Genomic DNA, 17,726 nt, shown 5'->3' on the forward strand with positions numbered 1-17,726 from the left:
TGCCTGGCGAGTCCTTGCGAAGCCGACACAGACCGGAGTTCTGCCATGACAACACCGTCGCCCAGTGATCGCGCACACCCTGACGTAGCGCATGCCGGCAAGCGTGCAGGCGATCCAGCGCTTGTTCAGGCGTCCATCGCGTCGGGCTTCGAAGTGCGGGTTCAGCTTCAGCCGATCGATATCCAGTCGGAGATCATGCCGGTCACGCGCAATCCCAACGTGGGAGCCGTCGTAAACTTCCTCGGCGTGGTGCGTCATTGCGGCGATTTCGACGACGTAGTCGCACTCGAGCTTGAACACTATCCGGGGATGACGGAGCAGTCGTTCAGCAGCATCGTCGAAGAAGCCATCGCACGATGGCGCCTGGAGGCGGTGAAGATCGTGCATCGGGTGGGCCGCGTCGCGCTTGGCGAGGCGGTGGTGCTCGTCGTGGTCGCCGCGCCGCATCGAAGGGCGGCATTCGATGCCTGCGAATTCCTGATGGACTTCCTGAAAGCTCATGCACCGCTCTGGAAGAAGGAGATCCGCCGTGACGGCGAAGTCAGATGGGTCGAGGCCAAGACGCGCGACGAACAGTCGATGCTGCGGTGGGGTTGATGCGCGGTTCGCCCGGATCGTGTGCCCACATCGTGCCGGCAACAGGAACAGACGAATGAAACTCACCATCAGATATTTTGCTAGCGTTCGTGAACAACTCGGCATCTCGCAGGAGATTGTGCACATCGACGCACCCGAGCTCCCCGTTGACTGCCTGCGCGTCAGGCTGGCGGCGAGAGACGAACGGATGGCCGAGGCACTGCGTGCGGGTCGGCCGCTTCGCACCGCCGTCAATCAAGAGATGGTCGCCGACACCTTTGTCGTGCGCGAGGACAGCGAAATCGCGTTCTTTCCGCCGGTCACGGGGGGCTGAGGCCTACTGGATATCCCGATCGAGCCGCGCCCCGTGCCCCACACGCGCTAAGGCCGCGGCCGGCGTACCAGCACGCCGCTAGCGAGCGCACATCGCGACGAGCTTGCCCACGGTAATCACCGCCTGTTCGATCTCGCTCGACCAAGGGCTGCTGTAATTGAGGCGGATGAAGTTCCGATAAGTCGTCTCCGAGACCGAGAACATGTAGCCCGGTCCGATGGTGATACCTTGATCGAGCGCGAGGTTATAGAGCCGCATGGCGTCGACCTTGGGCGGCAGTTCGATCCACAGCACGTATCCGCCCGCGGGGTTGGACATGCGCGTGCCTTCGGGAAAGAAACGCGAGACGGTCGCCTTCATCAGATTGGCCTGCTGCGCATACGCTCGGCGCACCCTTCGCAGGTGATGCTCGTAGCCATCGCGCTCGAGGAATTCCGCGATCGCCATTTGCGGAATCGACGGCGAGGTCAGCGTATTCAGGAATTTGAGTTTCTCCACCTGATCGCGATATCGGCCCGGCAGCGCCCAACCGATCCGGTAGGCTGCCGTGAGGGTCTTCGAGAACGACCCGCAATGAAGCACCAGTCCCTTCGTGTCGAAGGACTTCAACGAACTGGGGTGCGTGCTGTCATAGTGAAGCTCGTTGTAGACCCCGTTCTCGATGACCGGAATGTCCCGCTTCGTCAGGAACTCCACGAGTTCGCGCTTGCGCTCGTCGGGCATCAGAAAGCCCAGTGGATTCTGGAAGTTCGGCATGACCATGCAGGCCGTGACGGTCTGCGACTCTACGATGGCGGCGAGCGCTTCAATATCGATGCCGTGCTCCGGATGCGTCGACACCTCGATCGCTTTCATGCCCATCCGTTCGATCGCGTGGAGCATCGCGTAGAACGTCGGCGACTCGACCGCGATCACGTCGCCGGGTTTCGCGACCGCCTGCAGGCACAGATTGATCGCCTCAGTTGCGCCGACCGTGATGATGATCTCGTTCGGATCGACGGCCATGCCGTTCTCGAGGTAGCGTCGCGCGATCTGCCGCACAAGCGCCGCATTGCCGGGCGGCAGCGCGTCGGTCACGCCCCAGCGCGTTTTGCCGCGTCCCGCGTCGTAAGCGTAGCGGTTGATCCTTTCGAAGGGAAAGAGGCCAGGGTCGGGGTAGGGCGAGCCAAGCGGCACGGCGTCGTCGACACCGATCGAGCGCAAGGTGGACAGCACCAGCCGGCTGACGTCGACCGGCGACGAAATCGGAATCGGTTTGGATGGCCGGAGTTCGAGCGCTTTCCGTTCGCCCCCGTCGCCCCGGAAGTTGACGAAATAGCCCGACTGAGGCCTCGCCGTCAGCAAGCCACGGCTTTCGAGCAGCAGATAGGCGCGGATGACCGTCGTCACGCTGAGCCGATGCTGCTGGCTGGTCTGCCGTACCGAGGGGAGGCGCTCGCCATGCCCGTACACGCCTTGCCGGATCAGCTTCTCGATGTCATCTGCCAGTTTCTCGTAGAGATTCATCGGACGATTCCCTTAGCGTTCCGCAGCGGCATGGTGCATCGACTTCTCCCCTGGGCGGCACGCGCCCGCCTCGCCGTGCCGCCGCCCGGTGCAAGGAGCGTAGCAGAACTGTACTGACTCAAGTTGGCCCGATGTGTGCACTCAGCGACCGATGGCCCGGCCTTAACCTGTTCTCCATCGAATGCGCATTGCCAGGTCGCCCCGTAGGGGTCTTCCGATGCGCAAAAACTGGTTCGAATGACACGAGATCGGTATACAGGGAGGTTGGGCACCATGAATCTGCTAGAAGCCATGCGGATTTACGTCAGGGTGGTTGAGCGAGAGAGTATCTCCGGCGCGGCACGGGACCTCAATATGGGGCAGCCGGCCACAAGCGAACGCATCGAGCGGCTGGAGAAATACCTCGGCTGCCGGCTCCTGCTCCGTAGCGCACGCGCTTTCAATTGCACGCCCGAAGGCGTTACGTTCTACGAGCGTAGCAAAGCGATTCTGCTCGCCGTGGAGCAGGCGGTTGCTGAAGTGTCGAACGACGGGCAGGATCTCAAGGGAACGATTCGCATCGCGGCGCCTCATTGCTTTGGCGAGACGGTCGTGCCGGAAGCGTTGACGCTGGTGCGCGCAGCCTATCCGCAACTGGATCTGGAGCTGGTCCTGAACGACCGGGTCGTCGACCTCGTGACGGAGGGTGTCGATATTTCGTTTCGTCTTGGGCAGCTTGGCGAAGGGGCATTCATTGCCCGTCAACTGGGTCAGGTTGGGCGCGTTCTTGTTGCCGCGCCAGGCTATCTGAGTCAGCATGGTCCGATCACCGAGCCGTCTGAACTGGTCAATCATTCGTTCATCCGGGTTCAGGGCATGTTCGGCACCGACCAGTTGCCGCTCAGGCACATGGCGACCGTTGTGGAGAGCGCGCCGATCCGTACCGCGATCAAGACCAGTCATTGGCGGCCCATGTATGAAATGATCCTTTCGGGTGCCGGCATCGGCGTGCTGGAAGAGCCGGCATGCGTCGATGCGCTTGCAGAGGGCAGGCTCGTGCGCATACTGCCGGAATTCGAGGTGCTGCCCTTCGATCTGAATCTGTTGATTCAGGCGCAACGTCCAGTGCCGCCACGGGTACGGATGATGGTGACGATGTTGAGAAAGTGCACGTCGGAAATCCTGGAAAGGGTGCACGTCGACTGCGGCGAAGTGACGAGCCGCTTCAAAGTACTTCCCGACGATGACGTGTCCGCGCTTCTAACACCATCGTTGCGGGCCTGAATATGCAACGATGGCTGAGGCCGGGAGATCTGGCAACTCCCGGCAACCGATAGCAGGAATCGGAAGGCGCTTACTCTGCCTGCGTCAACGAGACTGACGCTTCGCTCGTCAGCATCAGGAAGGTCAGCGTCTCGCACAGATAGAGGCGCACTACCGTGTCGGTATGGCTCACGTATCCGATCGACAACTCTTCGCCGAGATGTAACTCGAAGTCGCCGCCGCGCGTGGACAGCACGCTGCCGCCCGCAAGTGCGGGCGCCCAGATGATGTCGCCATTCACGATCCGCTTGATGTGCTCGATCACCGGATAACCCTGATCGCGCGCCTCGCCGAGCGCTGTGTAGGCGTCGGCGCCGAGCAGCACGGAATAGGGTCCGTCGACGCCGGCAAGCCGCAGCTCTTCGAGCGCGTTGCTGATCGTGTTCGGATAATCGCTGATGTCGGCCGGCAATGCGAGCGACGGATTCGACGAGCCTTCGCGAAGCCCGCCTATGCCCGCAGCCTTATATCCATCGAAAATCGCGCGATCTTCGGCATAGGCGAGCTGTTTGGCGGCTTCCTTCGCGGGCTGCCAGTCGGCATCTTTCGCACCGCGCACGACGCTGTCGATCGCTTCGCGCTGCAGCTCGAACGGCACGGTCAACTGCACGAGGCTCTTCACCTCAGCAAGTTTCGCCACCACGCCCTGCTGCGGCGCGGCGATCGCGATCTGGTGCCCCGTGCCGACGCCGGACAGTTCGGTTCCGCCAGGACCCTTGACGTCGACCACACGACGGCCGGCGACGCTGCGCTTGAACGTGCGAGCCACTTCGTCTTCGAGCTGCGACCAGGCGGCACGGGAGATGGGGGCAAGCTCGCGATGCAGATTATTCATGTTGAGAGATTCCCTTGAGAGAGCCAATATTCAGCGAGCCGTCGTGGCGCGGCTCGGCGGATGAAGACGGTTCGGGCCGTTGCTCGACCGCGGCGGCGGTTGCTTGCGGATCGCGATCGGCGAGCGCCTCGAGCAAGGTGGCCGACGGGATGAAGAAAAGATTGCCCGTAACCGCGCGGCTATAGTCGAGCAACCGGTCGTAGTTGCCTGGTGGCCGCCCGACGAACATGTTTTCCATCATCTGCTCGATAGGCTCGGGCGAACGCGCATAACCGATAAAGTAGGTGCCGAACTCGCCCATGCCGGGGCGGCCGAACGGCATGTTGTCGCGGAGGATTTTCACTTCCTCGCCGTTCTCGGTGATCGTTGTGAGCGAGCTGTGTGAACAGGTCGGTTTGACCGCTGCGTCGAGCTCGATGTCGGCCAGTTTCGTGCGACCGATAATGCGCTCCTGAGTCTCGACGGAAAGCGCGTTCCAGCCCGCCATGTCATGCAGGTACTTCTGCACGATGACATAACTGCCGGCCTCGAACTCGGGGTTCTCGTCACCGATGCGGGTGAAATCGACGGCCTCGCGACCCGCCGGATTCTCGGTGCCGTCGACGAAACCCACCATGCTGCGCAGATCGAAGTTGCGAAAACCGTGTACTTCGTCGATAACCGAGACCGCCGCGCCGAGCCGTCCTGTCAACTGCGTGGCGAGCTCGAAGCAGAGATCCATCTGGTCCGCGCGGATGTGCAGCAGGATATCCCCCGGCGTACTTACGGCGCGCCGTTCGCCTGCGCCGAATTCGCGGAACGGATGCAGGTTCGCCGGGCGCGGGGCGCCGAACAACGTGTCCCACACGTCGGAGCCGAAGCCGACCACGCACGACAGGTTGCCGGAGGGGACGCGCTTGCCGACCGAGCGCACCAGGGCTGCAACGTCCCCGCACCACGCGCGCACCTGTTCAGCGGGCTCCTGGCCCGCCGCGAGGGTCGCGACGATGAAGATCGCGCTACGTGTGATGTCATTACAAACGGCTTGCGATTCTGGGATGTCTTTGGGCATCGGATTGAATATGGATGAACCGTCATTGATTCCGGGAATGGAGCGAATGTCTTTCCGCCTTCGCGATCATCTGTCTAAGGCGCGCGCAAAATTTTCGTCCGGATGATTGAAGCACGTGAGCTGTCGCAGCCGCTGCAAGCACACGTGAAGCGTTGCTTCGTCATCAGGAGGTGCGCAGATATACGTGACATTGTCGATGTTCAACTATGCGTCCAGTGATGTTATACCGCCCAGGCGCATTATGGAAACAGTGCAAAGGATCTGGGTGAGTCCGAATGAGGCATTCCGAAGCCAGACGGGCGACCCGATTGCGTTTTGCATGCTCACCGGCCGGCAACGTATCAGGTGGCTCAGGCGAGATCATGTGCCGATGAGGTTCGACATTGTTTTGTCGCAAATCTCTGCTTCTCATTCGATACTTCATATCGGAACGGGCGGCCTTTTATTCTCCTGTCATATCGTTACCATCCGTTCAGGCCTGTCTATCGTGGCAAGAAAGGCGGCGCCTGATAATTCGCATTGCGAATGGAGGTAGGGTGCGGTGAATCTGCTCGAAGCCATGCGCATCTACGTCAGGGTGGTTGAACGTGGGAGTATCTCCGGCGCGGCACGGGACCTCAATATCGGGCAGCCGGCCGCAAGCGAACGCATCGAGCGGCTGGAGAAGTACCTCGGCTGCCGGCTCCTGCTCCGTAGTGCCCGCGCATTCAATCGTACGCCCCAAGGCGTCACCTTCTACAACTGTAGCAAGAGGATTCTGCACGCCGTGGAACAGGCAGTCGCTGAAGTCTCGAGCGACGAGCAGAGTCTGAAGGGAACGATTCGCATCGCGGCGCCTCATTGCTTTGGCGAGACGGTCGTACCAGAGGCGTTGACGCTGGTGCGCGCAGCCTATCCGCAACTGGATCTGGAACTGGTCCTGAACGACCGGGTCGTCGACCTCGTGACGGAGGGCGTCGATATTTCGTTTCGTCTTGGGCAGCTTGGCGAAGGGGCATTCATTGCCCGTCAACTGGGGCAGGTTGGGCGTGTTCTCGTCGCCGCGCCAGACTATCTGAGTCAGCATGGTCCGATCACCGAGCCGTCTGAACTGATCAATCATTCGTTCATCCGGGTTCAGGGTATGTTCGGCACGGATCAGTTGCCGCTCAGGCACATGGCGACCGTTGTGGAGAGCGCGCCGATCCGTACCGCGATTAAGACCAGTCATTGGCGGCCCATGTATGAAATGATTCTTTCGGGCGCCGGCATCGGGGTGCTGGAAGAGCCGGCGTGTGTCGATGCGCTTGCAGCGGGCAGATTGGTTCGAATCCTGCCGGCTTTCGAGGTGCCGCCATTCGAACTGAATCTCCTGAGTCGGGCACAACGCCAGATACCGATGCGGGTACAGCGGATTGTGACGATGCTAAGCCATTGCACACCGGAAATCCTCGGCAGAGCGCGTGCCGGGGTCAAGGCGCACTTCGACCGATACCACGAATCGGAAATAAACAAATGGCGCGCGATGCGAAAGTCACTATCTTTGATAGACAACGTTGGCGAGTCAAGGAGCTATCAAATGGCACAGCAGTTGATCGTCGCGGTTTTCGACAGTGTGGACGTCGCCGAACGAGCCGGCCGGGATTTCAGGAATTTTGAGGAGAAAGACCTTGGTTTCAAAATCGAGAGCGGCGTGCTGGTTCAAAAGGATGCCACCGGCAAACTGATCGTGCTCGACAAGCAAACCCGGCCGTTTTGGGGCACAGTGATCGGTGCGCTAACGGGCGGTTTGATCGGGATGCTTGGCGGACCGGCAGGGGCGCTACTTGGCTTCACGATAGGGGCGAGCGGTGGACTGGCCGAGCATGCGATCAAGGACATGTTCGACGACGATCTGGTCGCATCGATATCCGGCAAACTGACCCCTGGCCACGTGGCCTTCATCCTCGAGGCGCAGGAGGCGTCACCGTTTGAAGTCGACAATATCGTGCTCGGTTATGGCGGGAGTGTTTTTCGCAAACCACTTGCCTGACCGGGTACATTCTTCAGGAGTAACCGGACATGGCCGTATCTACCGACGAAGCGATCACCCGTGAAGCGATTGAAGGGCTCTATCGCGCCTTCGAGCAGAAAAGCGTCGCGTTGTTACGAAAGGTCGTTACCCCTGATTGGGAATATATTCCCGAGCCCGCCGGGGTGGCGCCGGGACCTGACCAGATGGTTCAAATATTCGCGAACATCGCCACAGCGCTGCCGGATATGAAGATCACCATTCTCGACGTGCTGATTCATGGGGACCGGGTGGGCGTTCGCGCAGAAATCACGGGCACGCAAACCGGGAAACTACTGGGCATTGCGGCAAGTTCCAAACACATCAGTTTCGCGATTCACTCTTTCCATCAGATGCGTGGAAATCTGATTGCGAAGACGTGGCACCTCGAAGACTGGCTATCGGTGTTCCGGCAGCTTGGACAGTTGCCGCCAACGCTTGAGTAATCTTGAGTTGCGCGAAGACAGACGCATAAGCGCCGGGGAAGGTGCCGATGCTAGTGATGCATGGCTGCAGCGACAAGAAGATGAAACGGGAGCACGAGTAGTGCCGTCCCGCCGACGCCAAGCAGCCACAATGCAACGAACCACAGCAGGCTGTGGCGAGGCGTCTTAGGGGTATCACGGCTTACCTGTGACATGGCATGGCTCCAGTGGGCGAGTGCTCTATCTGCCTGAACCATTCTAGGCGAATGAGCTGCCCGAATCCATCTAAAAGCAAACGAGCGAGGCGCGCCGAAGGATGGACCTTCTCCGCGCCTCGCTCTGCTTTGGATGCCTGTACGCCTGAATGCGCTATCCGTTCCGGATGCGTCAGAAGCGGTGCTGAATCCCCGCCGTCACACCCGTTTGCGTATCCGCCGCGCCGGTCAGATCACGCGACAGGCTGACCGCATTGTCATGCTTGGCCATCGCATAACCGCCTGCCATATACAGCACCGTGCGCTTCGACAAGGCGTACTGCGCGCGCAGCGAGAACAGCGTCGGATCGGCGTCGCTCGCGTCCTTGATGTCCTGATGGTAGACCGCGGCAAACAGCGAGAAGAACGGCGTCACATCGTATTGACCGCCGACCCAATACATATCGCTGCGCAAGGTCGGTGCGGCGGTGTGGAAGGTGCGCCGATAGTTGCGATAGCCGGCCATCGCCTTCACCACGCCGAAGTCGTAGCTCAGGCCTGCATGAATGCCCTGGATGTAGTTGGTGGTATCTGCCGGCGTCACGCTGTCGTTGGCGCCGTTCTGCCGGTCGAACGTGGCGACGACGGCGAACGGACCGTTCTCGTAGCCCAGACCAAAGTCGTACTTGGAACTCGACTTCATGCTGCCCGGCACGTTGCCGAAGCCGTACATGGCGCCGAGCTTGAAGCCGGAGAACGTGCCGTCATAGCGCACGGAATTGGCCGAGCGTGAGAACAGACCGTCCTTACGGCCACCCGTCGCGGTGGATGACGTCGCCCACGAGTAGTTCGGCGCGTAACCCATCGGGTCGAACTGCAGCATGTAGTCGTAGGTGGTCGTGAAATTGCGGCCGAGCGTGATTTGCCCGAAGCGGTTTTTCAGGCCGATCGTGGCGCGGCGGTCGAAGATCGCGCCGGGGCCGTCGTCGAACTGGCCGTTCGCGACGTTGATGCCGCTCTCCAACTGGAAGACCGCCTTCAGTCCGCCGCCGAGGTCCTCGACGCCACGCAGGCCCCAGCGCGAGGTGTTCTTGCCGCCCGAGACGAGACGCGTAGCGCTGCCGTCCATGCTCGCGTGATTCACGTATTCGACGCCCGCGTCGACGATGCCGTACAAGGTCACGCTCGATTGCGCGTGCGCCGTTGCTGCCAATCCGGCGAGGCTGGCGCATGTTACGCCGAGGGTCGCCTTCGTCATACTCCACTTCATCAACAGTCTCCTGTGGTTGGTTTATTCACTTCGGTTGGGGATGCGGTGTGGCTGGGTCCGTCAGCACGTCTGAACTTGCATCAGCTCGCCTGTGCGAACGCCCAGCAGTCGTTGGCGGGGAATTCGATCCAGTGACGGCCTGCCGCTCGCGGCACATGGCCGAAGGCGCGTAAGCGCAGATCGCCGCAATGGAACAGGTATTCCCAGCGGTCGCCGAGATACATCGACGTGATGAGGTCCGCCTCGAGGCGGTTCGCGCCTGGGCCATCGGCGACCTGTACGCGCTCGAGGCGAATCACGGCCTGCGCGTTTTGTCCGGTGGTGAGCGCTTCGCGCGCCTGGGCCTGCAATTGCCAGCCGTCGCCGGTCAGCGTCACGCGTTCGCCGTCGACCGCGGCCACGCGCGCGTCGATGCGGTTATTGCTGCCCATGAATTCGGCGGTATAGAGCGAGCGGGGCGCGCCATACAGTTCGGCAGGCGTGCCTTCCTGTTCGATGCGGCCGTTGCGCAATAGCAGGATGCGGTCGGACATCGCCATTGCTTCGGTCTGGTCGTGCGTGACGCACAGTGCGGATAAGCCGAGCGAGACGATCAGTTCGCGCAGCCAGGCGCGCGCTTCTTCACGCAGCTTGGCGTCGAGATTCGACAGCGGTTCGTCGAGCAGAATGACGGGCGGGTTGTAGACCAATGCGCGTGCAATCGCCACACGCTGTTGCTGGCCGCCGGAAAGCTGATACGGATAACGCGCGGCGAGATGACCGAGGCCGAGTTGGTCGAGCGCAGACTGCACGCGTTTTTTCTGCTCAGCGCTCGACACGCGCCGCAACTTCAATCCATAGCCGACGTTGTCCGCCACCGTGCGGTGCGGCCACAGCGCATACGACTGAAACACCAGCCCGAGCGAGCGTTGTTCGACCGGCAGATCGACTTTGGAAGCGCCGTCGAAAAACACCTTGCCGTCCAGCTCGATACGGCCCGAGGAAGGTTGTTCGAGTCCCGCGACCGCGCGCAGCAGGGTGGTCTTGCCGCTGCCCGACGCGCCCAGCAGGCACACCACTTCACCGGGGTTCAGTTCGAACGACACGCCCTTCAGGATCGGGTTGTCGCCATAGCTGAGAAACAGGTTGTCGACCGAGAGCTTATCCATGCAATTTCACTCCGAAGCGCAGGGCGACGCCGAGTCCGACGCCGACCATCGCGATGTTGATGACAGAAAGCGCCGCGACCTGATCGACCGCGCCGGTCGCCCACAGCGACACGAGTAGCGCGCCGATCACTTCCGTGCCGGGCGAGAGCAGATAGACGGCGGTCGAGTATTCGCGCTCGAAGATCATGAAGATCAGCAGCCATGCCGCGAGCAGACCGAAACGCACGAGCGGCAGCGTCACGTCGAGACTGACGCGCGCCCGCGTGCCGCCGACGCTGCGTCCCGCTTCTTCGAGTTCCGGCCCGACTTGCAGCAGCGCGCTTTGAATCAGGCGCATGCCGTACGCGAGCCACACGACCGTGTACGCGATCCAGATGCTCCACATGGAGTTCTTCAGTTCCTTCAGGCCGGGCACGAAGAGGAAGATCCACAGGAACGCGAGACCGGCGAGCAAGCCGGGCACTGCACGCGGCAGCAGCACGAGGTAGTCGAGCAGACGCGTGGCCCAGTCGTTGCGGCGATGGCCGGCAAATGCGACCAGCGAATAGAAACCCACTGCCAGCGCGCCACCGATCACACCGATGCCGAGCGTGTTGAGAATCGCGCGGACCAGGTTGTCCTGCTCGAACAGCTCGGTGAAGTTGGCGAGCGTCAGCACTTCGGCGAGATTCACGCCTTCGCCCCAGTTGGTAACGAATGCGCGCAGCGTGATGCCGGAGAGCGGTACGAACACCGTGAGCAACAGCCATAGCGCGACGATCGCCAGCGCGACCCAACGCCATGCGCCGAGCGGCAACACGGTCTGACGTCCCGCTTTACCTTTGACGGTGACGAAGCGGTTGGCGCTCTTCAGCAGGCGTCGTTGCAACAGAACCAGCGGGAACGTGATCGCGACGATGCATACGGCGACAGCAGCCATCAGGTGGTACGAGGGCACGCCGAGCTTGTTGGTGAGCTTGTACAGATACGTCGCCAGCACGAGGTGTCCTTCAGGGTCGCCGAGCACGAGCGGCAGGCCGAACACTTCGAAGCCGAGGAAGAACACCAGGACGCCAGCGAATAGCAGGGCGGGCAGCGTCATCGGCAAGCTGACGTCGAGCGCGACACGGAAAGGCCGCGCACCGGCAACACGCGCCGCTTCTTCGACATCCGAGCCGAGATTGCGCAACGCCGCCGACGAATACAGGTAGACGTGCGGCACATGCGTAAGGCCGACGATGATCGTGATCGCGAGAATCGAGTACACGCTCCATGGCGCTTCGGCGGTACCGAACAGTTCCTTCCACCAGACCGAATAGAAACCTACTGGGCCGGCCGCGACGACATAGCCGAATGCGAGCACCATCGGCGAAACGAATACGGGAGTGAGCAGCAGCGGTTCGAGCCAGCGGCGGCCGGGCAGATCGGTGCGCACCATCAGGAACGCGAGAATGCCGCCGAGCGGGATGGAGATAAACAACATCCCGGCCGCGATGACGAAAGAGTTTTTCAGCGCGGACCAGAAGTCGGGGTCGCTGAAAATGAATTCGAAGCCTGCAAGACCGAGTGTGCGTTTGGCGTCGAAGAACGGCGCGTTCAGCACGCTCTGGAACAGAATGAAGCCGAGCGGCAGCGCCACCGCGACGGTCAGCACCGCGACGACGAGCCAGCGCAGCAGCCCCGCCAACGGCTGCAGACCGCCGCGCGGCAGCGCGCCTATCGTGCCGCCGTCGGCCGCGAGAGGTGGTGCGTCGCGGTGTCCGGTTGCGCTAGTGGAAAGCATGAGTGTCCCCCTGCAGCGTGAAAGCCGCATATCGACAGGTAGTGAAAGAAGGCTTGGCGTCCGCGCGTTTTGGCGCGGACGCCATCAGGTCAGCGGAGGTTTAGCGCTTGATCGACTGTTGCCATTGCTTGAGGAATTCAAGCCGCTTGGACTGGTCGAGATAGACCAGCAGGCCGGCGCCGATCGGAATCGGTTTGAGCGAGTCGCCGAGTTGTTTCGTGAGGCCCGCCATCGACGTTTCACCGTCCACGTCCGCGCGAATCGAGAACAGGCTGGCCTGATTGGCGAGCAAGGTCTGACCGCGTTGCGACAGCAGGTAGTCGACCCACAGCTTCGCGGCGTTCGGGCTTTGCGCCTTCTTCGAAATCGTCACGAGGCGGCTCACCACCAGCGTGTAGTCCTTCGGGTAGACGTAGCCGATCGACGGGTCTTTCTTCGCTTTGGTGAGCGCGTACGAACCGAGAATGTTGTAGCCGATCAGGTTTTCACCCGAAGAAATGCGCTCCATCATCGCACCGGTACTCGATTGCAGTTTCGGGCCGGTTGCGCCCATTGCTTTCACGAGGTCCCACGTGACTTGCGGATTGACGCGTGCGTCCTGCGTCAGATAGTTGAAGCCGACGCCGGATTTCTCGATGTCGTACGTGGTGACCTTGCCCTTGAACTGATCCGGCTTGCTTTGCAGCAGCTTGATCAGATCGGCGCGGGTTTGCGGCACTTCACCTGCGGCCAGAAGGCGCTTGTTGTAGACGATCGCCAGCGGCTCGTACGTGGTGCCGTACGCCTGCTTCTGGTACTGCGCCCATTGCGGCAACTGCTTCGCTTCGGGCGATTCGTAACTGGCCATCAGGCCGTCGTTGACGAGCTTGACCTGCAGGTCCATGGCCGAGCTCCACAGCACGTCGGCGCTGGTGCTGCTGGCCGCGTTTTCGCTGATGTAGCGGTTGTACAGCTCGGTGCTGTTCATGTCGTTGTATTCGACCTTGATGCCGTACAGGCTTTCAAAGTCCTTGATGAGCGGGCGTACCAGAGCGGTGTCCGTGACCGAATAAACGATCAGCTTGCCTTCCTTTTTTGCCCCGTCGACGGTGGCCTGGTAGTCGCTGGGATAACCGGCCGGAAAGGCCGACCATGCTGAGTTTGCGGCGAATGCAACGGCTACGGCGAGATGCTTCAAAGCGATTTGCACGTCTTCCTCCAGAAAACATTGTGTTTGTTTTGTGTAGGCGAATGGTAAGAGAAGTGTGCTTTCTGAATGCTTTCAGTTTTCGAAAGAAATGCGTCACAATGGTCGAATTCGCCTCATGGATTTCCCTGGGATTCTGTTTATGCGTGTGCTGCTAGTCGAAGACAATCCAATCCTTTCCCGCTCGCTAACCGATGCGCTGACCAGCGCGAAACTCACCGTCGACTGCATGCACGACGGCGAATCCGCCGACCATGTTTTGCGCACGCAAGACTACGCGCTGGTGATTCTCGACATCGGCTTGCCGAAGCTCGACGGCCTCGAAGTGCTGCGTCGTCTGCGCGCGCGGCGCAACGCGGTGCCCGTATTGATGCTGACAGCACATGGTTCGGTGGAAGAGCGCGTGCGCGGCCTCGATCTCGGCGCCGACGATTACCTCGCCAAACCCTTCGCGCTCACCGAACTCGAAGCGCGCGCACGGGCGCTGCTGCGCCGCAGTCATGGGCAGGAACCGCTGCATGCGCAATGCGGCACGCTGCTTTACGACAGCGTCGACCGCGGCTTCACGCTCGACGGCGAGCCGCTCGCCCTGACGCCGCGCGAACGTTCGGTGCTGGAGGTGCTGATCCTGCGCAACGGCCGTGCGATCAACAAGGACACGCTCTCGGAGAAAATCTTCGGGCTCGATGAATCGGTGAATGCCGATGCCATCGAGATCTACGTGCACCGCTTGCGCAAGAAACTCGAGCGCAGTTCGGTCGGCATCGTGACGCTGCGCGGGCTTGGCTATCTGCTGGAAGCGAAGGGCGCATGACGCGGCCGAATCTGCGCGTTCGCGTCGCGCTCTGGTTGTTGCTGCCGTTGCTTCTGCTGCTCGCCTTCGATGCATGGCTCACGTATCAACGTGCAATGAACGCGGCGCACGCGGCCTTCGATCGCACGCTGGAGTTCTCGCTGCGCTCGATACGCGACGGCATCCGTTTGCGCGACGGCGAGATCGAAGTCGATCTGCCGTATCTCGCGCTGGAGATGTTCGAATCGAACGGTGGCGGCAACATCTACTATCAGATCCGCGAGGAGGGTGGCCGCGTGGTGACGGGCTATCCGGATCTACCGTCAGGCACGAAGGCGCCTGCGGAGCCCTACAGTGTGCAGTTTTATGACGACGTGTTTCGCGGACGGCCGTTACGCATCGCGATGCTGCGCTTGCCGGTGCACGACGTGCCGTCGGCGCAGACGCGAGTGGTTATGGTGCGGGTCGGCGAAACGATCGAGCAGCGTCAGGCTCTCGCGCGCGAGATTCTGACCGGCTCGCTGCAACAGGAGTTTTTGCTGGTCGTGCTCGCGCTCGGCATCGTATGGCTGGGTGTGGCGCGTGGCTTGCGGCCGCTGAACCGTTTGTCGGCGAAAGTTGCGGCGCGTGCCGAAGACGATCCGGCGCCACTCGATACGGTAGGCCTGCCGAGCGAAGTCGCGCCGCTGGTCGATTCGATCAATCAGTACATTGGCCGCACGCAGTTGATGCAGTTATCGCGCCGGCGATTTTTCAACGACGCGGCACATCAGTTGAAGACCCCGCTTGCGATCATTCAGGCGGAGTCGGAACTGGCGCTGCGCGATGTCGACGGGAGCGAAGAGGCCGCGCATGGCAATCGCCCGCAAGGGGTCCATTTGCGGCGATTGAATCGCGCGGTGCAGCAGGCGGTGCGCATCGTGCAGCAATTGCTTTCGCTCTCGCGGCTCGATGCGGACAGCGGCTACACGGTCAAGCATGCCGCCGTGCCGCTGCACAAAGTGGCGCGCAGCGTGACGCTCGACTGGTCGCCGGTGGCGCGCTCGCGTGGCATCGATCTCGGTTTCGAACAGGACGAGCGTATCGAGGTGATGGGACAGACGGATCTGCTTGCGGAACTGGTCGGCAATCTGATCGACAACGCGATTCGTTATTCGGGTGATGGAGCGGTGATTACGGTACGCGTTGCGTGCGAAGGTGAGCAGGCGCTGCTGCAGGTCGTCGATAACGGGCCGGGTATTGCCATAAGTGAACGCGATGTGGTGTTCGAGCGTTTCTATCGCAGTGAAGCGACGCAGGCGGTGGAGGGCAGCGGATTGGGGTTGTCGATCGTGCGGGAAATTGCGCGGGTGCATGGCGCGCTGATCGCGTTGAGCGATGCGCCCGGCGGCGGACTCGTGGTCAGTGTGCTGTTTCCGGCGTTAAAAACAATGTAACGCCGAGCCCTGCAGGTGTGAGCTGAGTACGCTTTACCTGCGGATGATGAAACTTTGCGCGTAACCCGTGGATGGCGTGCTGCTACCCCACTCTTTGCCGTCGATCAACACCTGCGAAATGTCGTCACCTGGCACCGCTACCCCAACGCGTGCCGCGGCTTCACGATACAACTGCGTCTGATTGATTTGCGCCGCGATTTCCGCGTAATCCGTGCGTGCGTCGAGCATGCCCCAGCGTTCGAATTGGGTGAGGAACCAGGCGCCATCGGCTGCTCGCGGATAATTCACGGTGCCGTTGTCGAAGAACCGCATGGGCAGGCCGCGCGGCACCGAGGCCGCGATCTCGTCGCCGAGCCGCTCTGCAATCAATGCTTCATCGATGCCGATGAATTCAGGCCGCGCGAGCCAGTGCGAAATCTCCTTGCGGTGTCCGGCGCCATCGAGCCATCGGCAGGCTTCCAGCATGGTTTGCACCAGCGCTCGCGCGGTATTCGGATTGGCGCTGACGAAATCACGCCGGCACGCCAGCACTTTCTCGGCATGATCGGGCCACACCTCGCTCGTATAAGCGACGGTGCGGCCGACGCCTTCGGCTTCGGCCATTGCATTCCATGGCTCGCCGACGCAAAAGCCATCGAGCCTTTCTTTCGCGAGCGCGGCCACCATTTCCGGCGGCGGAATCGCGACGCTCTCGATGTCGCGCAACGGATGCACACCTTGCGAGGCGAGCCAGTAGTACAGCCACATCGCATGCGTGCCGGTGGGGAACGTCTGCGCGAACACCGGTTTGCGGCCCAGCGTAGCCAGAGCCTTGGGCAGGGAGCCATGTTCGGCGAGAGCGTCGGCGAGACGGTTCGACAGCGTGATAGCCTGGCCGTTGCGATTGAGCACCATCAGCACGGCCATATCTGTTTGCGGACCGCCGAGGCCCAACTGCACGCCGTAGACGAGACCGTAGAGCACGTGCGCCGCATCGAGATCGCCCGACAGCAGCTTGTCGCGCACGGCGGCCCATGAAGGCTGCCGGCATAGTTCCAGCGTCAAACCATGGGCATGGCCGAATTCGAGCAGCTTCGCGGCGACGAGCGGCGCGACATCGGACAGCGCCACGAAGCCGAGTCTCAGATGGGTTTTCTCGAGCCGCGTGGGTGCGGAAGATGGGGTGAGGGAGGCGGGAGAGTTCATGATCTACGCTTCATTTGAGCGAGTCTGCGGACGCAACGACGGCGCGCGCGACTTCGGCGAGTTTGACACCCTGGTTCATCGCGCGCTTGCGCAGGATCGCGTAGGCAGCGTGTTCGGTGATCTTCTGCTGATCCATCAGCAGGCGTTTGGCGCGATCGATCAGCTTGCGTTCGGCGAGTTCGTTTTCGACCTGTGCGAGGCGTTCGCGCAACTGCGACTCCTGCGCAAACCGTGCGAGCGCGACTTCGAGTATCGGTGCGAGCCGTTCCGTGGAGAGACCTTCGGCGAGGTACGCTGTGACGCCGGCGCCGACCGCGTCGCGGATCAATTGCTGATTCGCGTCGTGACTGAACATCAGCACGGGACGTGGCGCGGTGGCGTTCATCACCGCGAGCTGTTCGAGCGTGTCGCGCGAAGGCGATTCCGTATCGATGATGATGACGTCCGGCCGTTCGCTCTGAACCACGCGATGCAGCGCTTGCGGTGTCGCCGTACCGGCCAGCATCTCGTAGCCGAGGCGTGAGAGGGCATCGCGCAGATCGCCAATGGGTTTATCGGTATCGGTAACGAGCAGGACGCGCAGCATGGGGTGTGTTTTATCGACGGCTGGATACGAATAAAGCAACAGGTATGCCAGGCGATGACCGCTATGCCGAAAGCAGCACAATCACGGACTTGCGAACGGCGTGAATAA

The 17,726-nt window shown here is 61.5% G+C and carries 15 protein-coding genes and 2 pseudogenes; 8 read left to right on the forward strand and 9 right to left on the reverse strand.

What is annotated here, in order from left to right:
- The first annotated feature begins 45 nt into the window (after nt 1–45).
- Nucleotides 46–597, forward strand: a complete 552-nt coding sequence (locus ACOSV0_RS28345) for a molybdenum cofactor biosynthesis protein MoaE (RefSeq protein ID WP_434115739.1) — start codon at nt 46–48, stop codon at nt 595–597.
- A 55-nt stretch (nt 598–652) separates the two neighbouring features.
- Nucleotides 653–910: a MoaD/ThiS family protein gene (locus tag ACOSV0_RS28350; protein WP_434115741.1), complete on the forward strand. Its 258-nt coding sequence runs from the start codon at nt 653–655 to the stop codon at nt 908–910.
- A gap of 78 nt (nt 911–988) precedes the next feature.
- Here the strand turns inward: ACOSV0_RS28350 and ACOSV0_RS28355 are convergent, their stop codons facing one another.
- Entirely contained in the window at nt 989–2,416 is a 1,428-nt protein-coding gene (locus tag ACOSV0_RS28355) for a PLP-dependent aminotransferase family protein (RefSeq protein WP_434115743.1), read from the reverse strand.
- Nucleotides 2,417–2,689: 273 nt separating this feature from the next.
- Between ACOSV0_RS28355 and ACOSV0_RS28360 the strand changes: the two genes are divergently transcribed.
- A complete protein-coding gene (locus ACOSV0_RS28360) occupies nt 2,690–3,679 on the forward strand; it encodes a LysR family transcriptional regulator (protein ID WP_434115745.1) in 990 nt (329 codons plus the stop codon).
- A 70-nt stretch (nt 3,680–3,749) separates the two neighbouring features.
- On the opposite strand, the gene ACOSV0_RS28365 is transcribed toward ACOSV0_RS28360, so the two are convergent.
- Together ACOSV0_RS28365 and ACOSV0_RS28370 are read right to left on the reverse strand one after the other, a co-directional pair.
- Nucleotides 3,750–4,553, reverse strand: a complete 804-nt coding sequence (locus ACOSV0_RS28365; RefSeq protein WP_175051605.1) for a family 1 encapsulin nanocompartment shell protein — start codon at nt 4,551–4,553, stop codon at nt 3,750–3,752.
- Nucleotides 4,546–5,604, reverse strand: coding sequence for a Dyp-type peroxidase (locus ACOSV0_RS28370; RefSeq protein WP_434115747.1), 1,059 nt, complete (start codon nt 5,602–5,604; stop codon nt 4,546–4,548). The genes ACOSV0_RS28365 and ACOSV0_RS28370 overlap by 8 nt, the downstream gene beginning before the upstream one ends.
- Nucleotides 5,605–6,145: 541 nt before the next feature.
- Here ACOSV0_RS28370 and ACOSV0_RS28375 point away from each other — a divergent pair.
- From ACOSV0_RS28375 to ACOSV0_RS28385, 3 genes and pseudogenes are all read left to right on the forward strand, one after another.
- A pseudogene (locus tag ACOSV0_RS28375) lies at nt 6,146–7,036 on the forward strand (LysR family transcriptional regulator); the annotation flags it as partial.
- A 375-nt stretch (nt 7,037–7,411) separates the two neighbouring features.
- Nucleotides 7,412–7,615, forward strand: a pseudogene (locus ACOSV0_RS28380) (DUF1269 domain-containing protein); the annotation flags it as partial.
- A gap of 29 nt (nt 7,616–7,644) precedes the next feature.
- On the forward strand, nt 7,645–8,079 hold the full coding sequence (locus ACOSV0_RS28385; protein WP_434115749.1) for an ester cyclase: 435 nt from the start codon (nt 7,645–7,647) through the stop codon (nt 8,077–8,079).
- A 366-nt stretch (nt 8,080–8,445) separates the two neighbouring features.
- Here ACOSV0_RS28385 and ACOSV0_RS28390 read toward each other — a convergent pair whose 3' ends face one another.
- The 4 genes from ACOSV0_RS28390 to ACOSV0_RS28405 all read right to left on the reverse strand — a co-directional run bounded on the left by ACOSV0_RS28390 (nt 8,446) and on the right by ACOSV0_RS28405 (nt 13,621).
- The gene (locus tag ACOSV0_RS28390; RefSeq protein ID WP_434115750.1) at nt 8,446–9,522 is read right to left on the reverse strand and encodes a porin; all 1,077 of its coding nucleotides are present in this window, start codon (nt 9,520–9,522) and stop codon (nt 8,446–8,448) included.
- An 80-nt stretch (nt 9,523–9,602) separates the two neighbouring features.
- On the reverse strand, nt 9,603–10,670 hold the full coding sequence (locus ACOSV0_RS28395; protein WP_408274281.1) for an ABC transporter ATP-binding protein: 1,068 nt from the start codon (nt 10,668–10,670) through the stop codon (nt 9,603–9,605).
- The gene (locus ACOSV0_RS28400; RefSeq protein ID WP_434115752.1) at nt 10,663–12,432 is read right to left on the reverse strand and encodes an ABC transporter permease; all 1,770 of its coding nucleotides are present in this window, start codon (nt 12,430–12,432) and stop codon (nt 10,663–10,665) included. Before ACOSV0_RS28400 ends, ACOSV0_RS28395 begins: the two co-directional genes overlap by 8 nt.
- 100 nt (nt 12,433–12,532) lie before the next feature.
- Nucleotides 12,533–13,621, reverse strand: coding sequence for an ABC transporter substrate-binding protein (locus ACOSV0_RS28405; RefSeq protein ID WP_434115754.1), 1,089 nt, complete (start codon nt 13,619–13,621; stop codon nt 12,533–12,535).
- A gap of 115 nt (nt 13,622–13,736) precedes the next feature.
- Here ACOSV0_RS28405 and ACOSV0_RS28410 point away from each other — a divergent pair, with 115 nt between their 5' ends.
- Nucleotides 13,737–14,432 carry a response regulator gene (locus ACOSV0_RS28410; protein ID WP_434115756.1) on the forward strand — a complete coding sequence of 232 codons (696 nt, stop codon included), beginning with the start codon at nt 13,737–13,739 and terminating at the stop codon, nt 14,430–14,432.
- A complete protein-coding gene (locus ACOSV0_RS28415; protein ID WP_434115758.1) occupies nt 14,429–15,847 on the forward strand; it encodes a sensor histidine kinase N-terminal domain-containing protein in 1,419 nt (472 codons plus the stop codon). Before ACOSV0_RS28410 ends, ACOSV0_RS28415 begins: the two co-directional genes overlap by 4 nt.
- A gap of 33 nt (nt 15,848–15,880) precedes the next feature.
- Here the strand turns inward: ACOSV0_RS28415 and ACOSV0_RS28420 are convergent, their stop codons facing one another.
- Both ACOSV0_RS28420 and ACOSV0_RS28425 read right to left on the reverse strand, forming a co-directional pair.
- Entirely contained in the window at nt 15,881–17,032 is a 1,152-nt protein-coding gene (locus ACOSV0_RS28420) for a CmpA/NrtA family ABC transporter substrate-binding protein (protein ID WP_434115761.1), read from the reverse strand.
- A 10-nt stretch (nt 17,033–17,042) separates the two neighbouring features.
- Complete coding sequence (locus ACOSV0_RS28425) at nt 17,043–17,618, reverse strand: ANTAR domain-containing response regulator (RefSeq protein WP_434115763.1); 576 nt, start codon at nt 17,616–17,618, stop codon at nt 17,043–17,045.
- Nucleotides 17,619–17,726: the final 108 nt, after the last annotated feature.

It is taken from the genome of Paraburkholderia caffeinilytica, assembly GCF_051027425.1.
In the GTDB taxonomy this organism is placed as follows: Bacteria; Pseudomonadota; Gammaproteobacteria; order Burkholderiales; family Burkholderiaceae; genus Paraburkholderia; species Paraburkholderia caffeinilytica_A.

Bases quoted from the DNA above. Each gene is read 5' to 3' on its own strand.
- ACOSV0_RS28410 (WP_434115756.1), top strand. From the start codon at position 13,737: ATGGATTTCCCTGGGATTCTGTTTATGCGTGTGCTGCTAGTCGAAGAC.
- ACOSV0_RS28365 (WP_175051605.1), bottom strand. From the start codon at position 4,553: ATGAATAATCTGCATCGCGAGCTTGCCCCCATCTCCCGTGCCGCCTGG.
- ACOSV0_RS28400 (WP_434115752.1), bottom strand. From the start codon at position 12,432: ATGCTTTCCACTAGCGCAACCGGACACCGCGACGCACCACCTCTCGCG.
- ACOSV0_RS28345 (WP_434115739.1), top strand. From the start codon at position 46: ATGACAACACCGTCGCCCAGTGATCGCGCACACCCTGACGTAGCGCAT.
- ACOSV0_RS28350 (WP_434115741.1), top strand. From the start codon at position 653: ATGAAACTCACCATCAGATATTTTGCTAGCGTTCGTGAACAACTCGGC.
- ACOSV0_RS28425 (WP_434115763.1), bottom strand. From the start codon at position 17,618: ATGCTGCGCGTCCTGCTCGTTACCGATACCGATAAACCCATTGGCGAT.
- ACOSV0_RS28390 (WP_434115750.1), bottom strand. From the start codon at position 9,522: ATGAAGTGGAGTATGACGAAGGCGACCCTCGGCGTAACATGCGCCAGC.
- ACOSV0_RS28395 (WP_408274281.1), bottom strand. From the start codon at position 10,670: ATGGATAAGCTCTCGGTCGACAACCTGTTTCTCAGCTATGGCGACAAC.
- ACOSV0_RS28385 (WP_434115749.1), top strand. From the start codon at position 7,645: ATGGCCGTATCTACCGACGAAGCGATCACCCGTGAAGCGATTGAAGGG.
- ACOSV0_RS28415 (WP_434115758.1), top strand. From the start codon at position 14,429: ATGACGCGGCCGAATCTGCGCGTTCGCGTCGCGCTCTGGTTGTTGCTG.
- ACOSV0_RS28420 (WP_434115761.1), bottom strand. From the start codon at position 17,032: ATGAACTCTCCCGCCTCCCTCACCCCATCTTCCGCACCCACGCGGCTC.
- ACOSV0_RS28355 (WP_434115743.1), bottom strand. From the start codon at position 2,416: ATGAATCTCTACGAGAAACTGGCAGATGACATCGAGAAGCTGATCCGG.
- ACOSV0_RS28360 (WP_434115745.1), top strand. From the start codon at position 2,690: ATGAATCTGCTAGAAGCCATGCGGATTTACGTCAGGGTGGTTGAGCGA.
- ACOSV0_RS28370 (WP_434115747.1), bottom strand. From the start codon at position 5,604: ATGCCCAAAGACATCCCAGAATCGCAAGCCGTTTGTAATGACATCACA.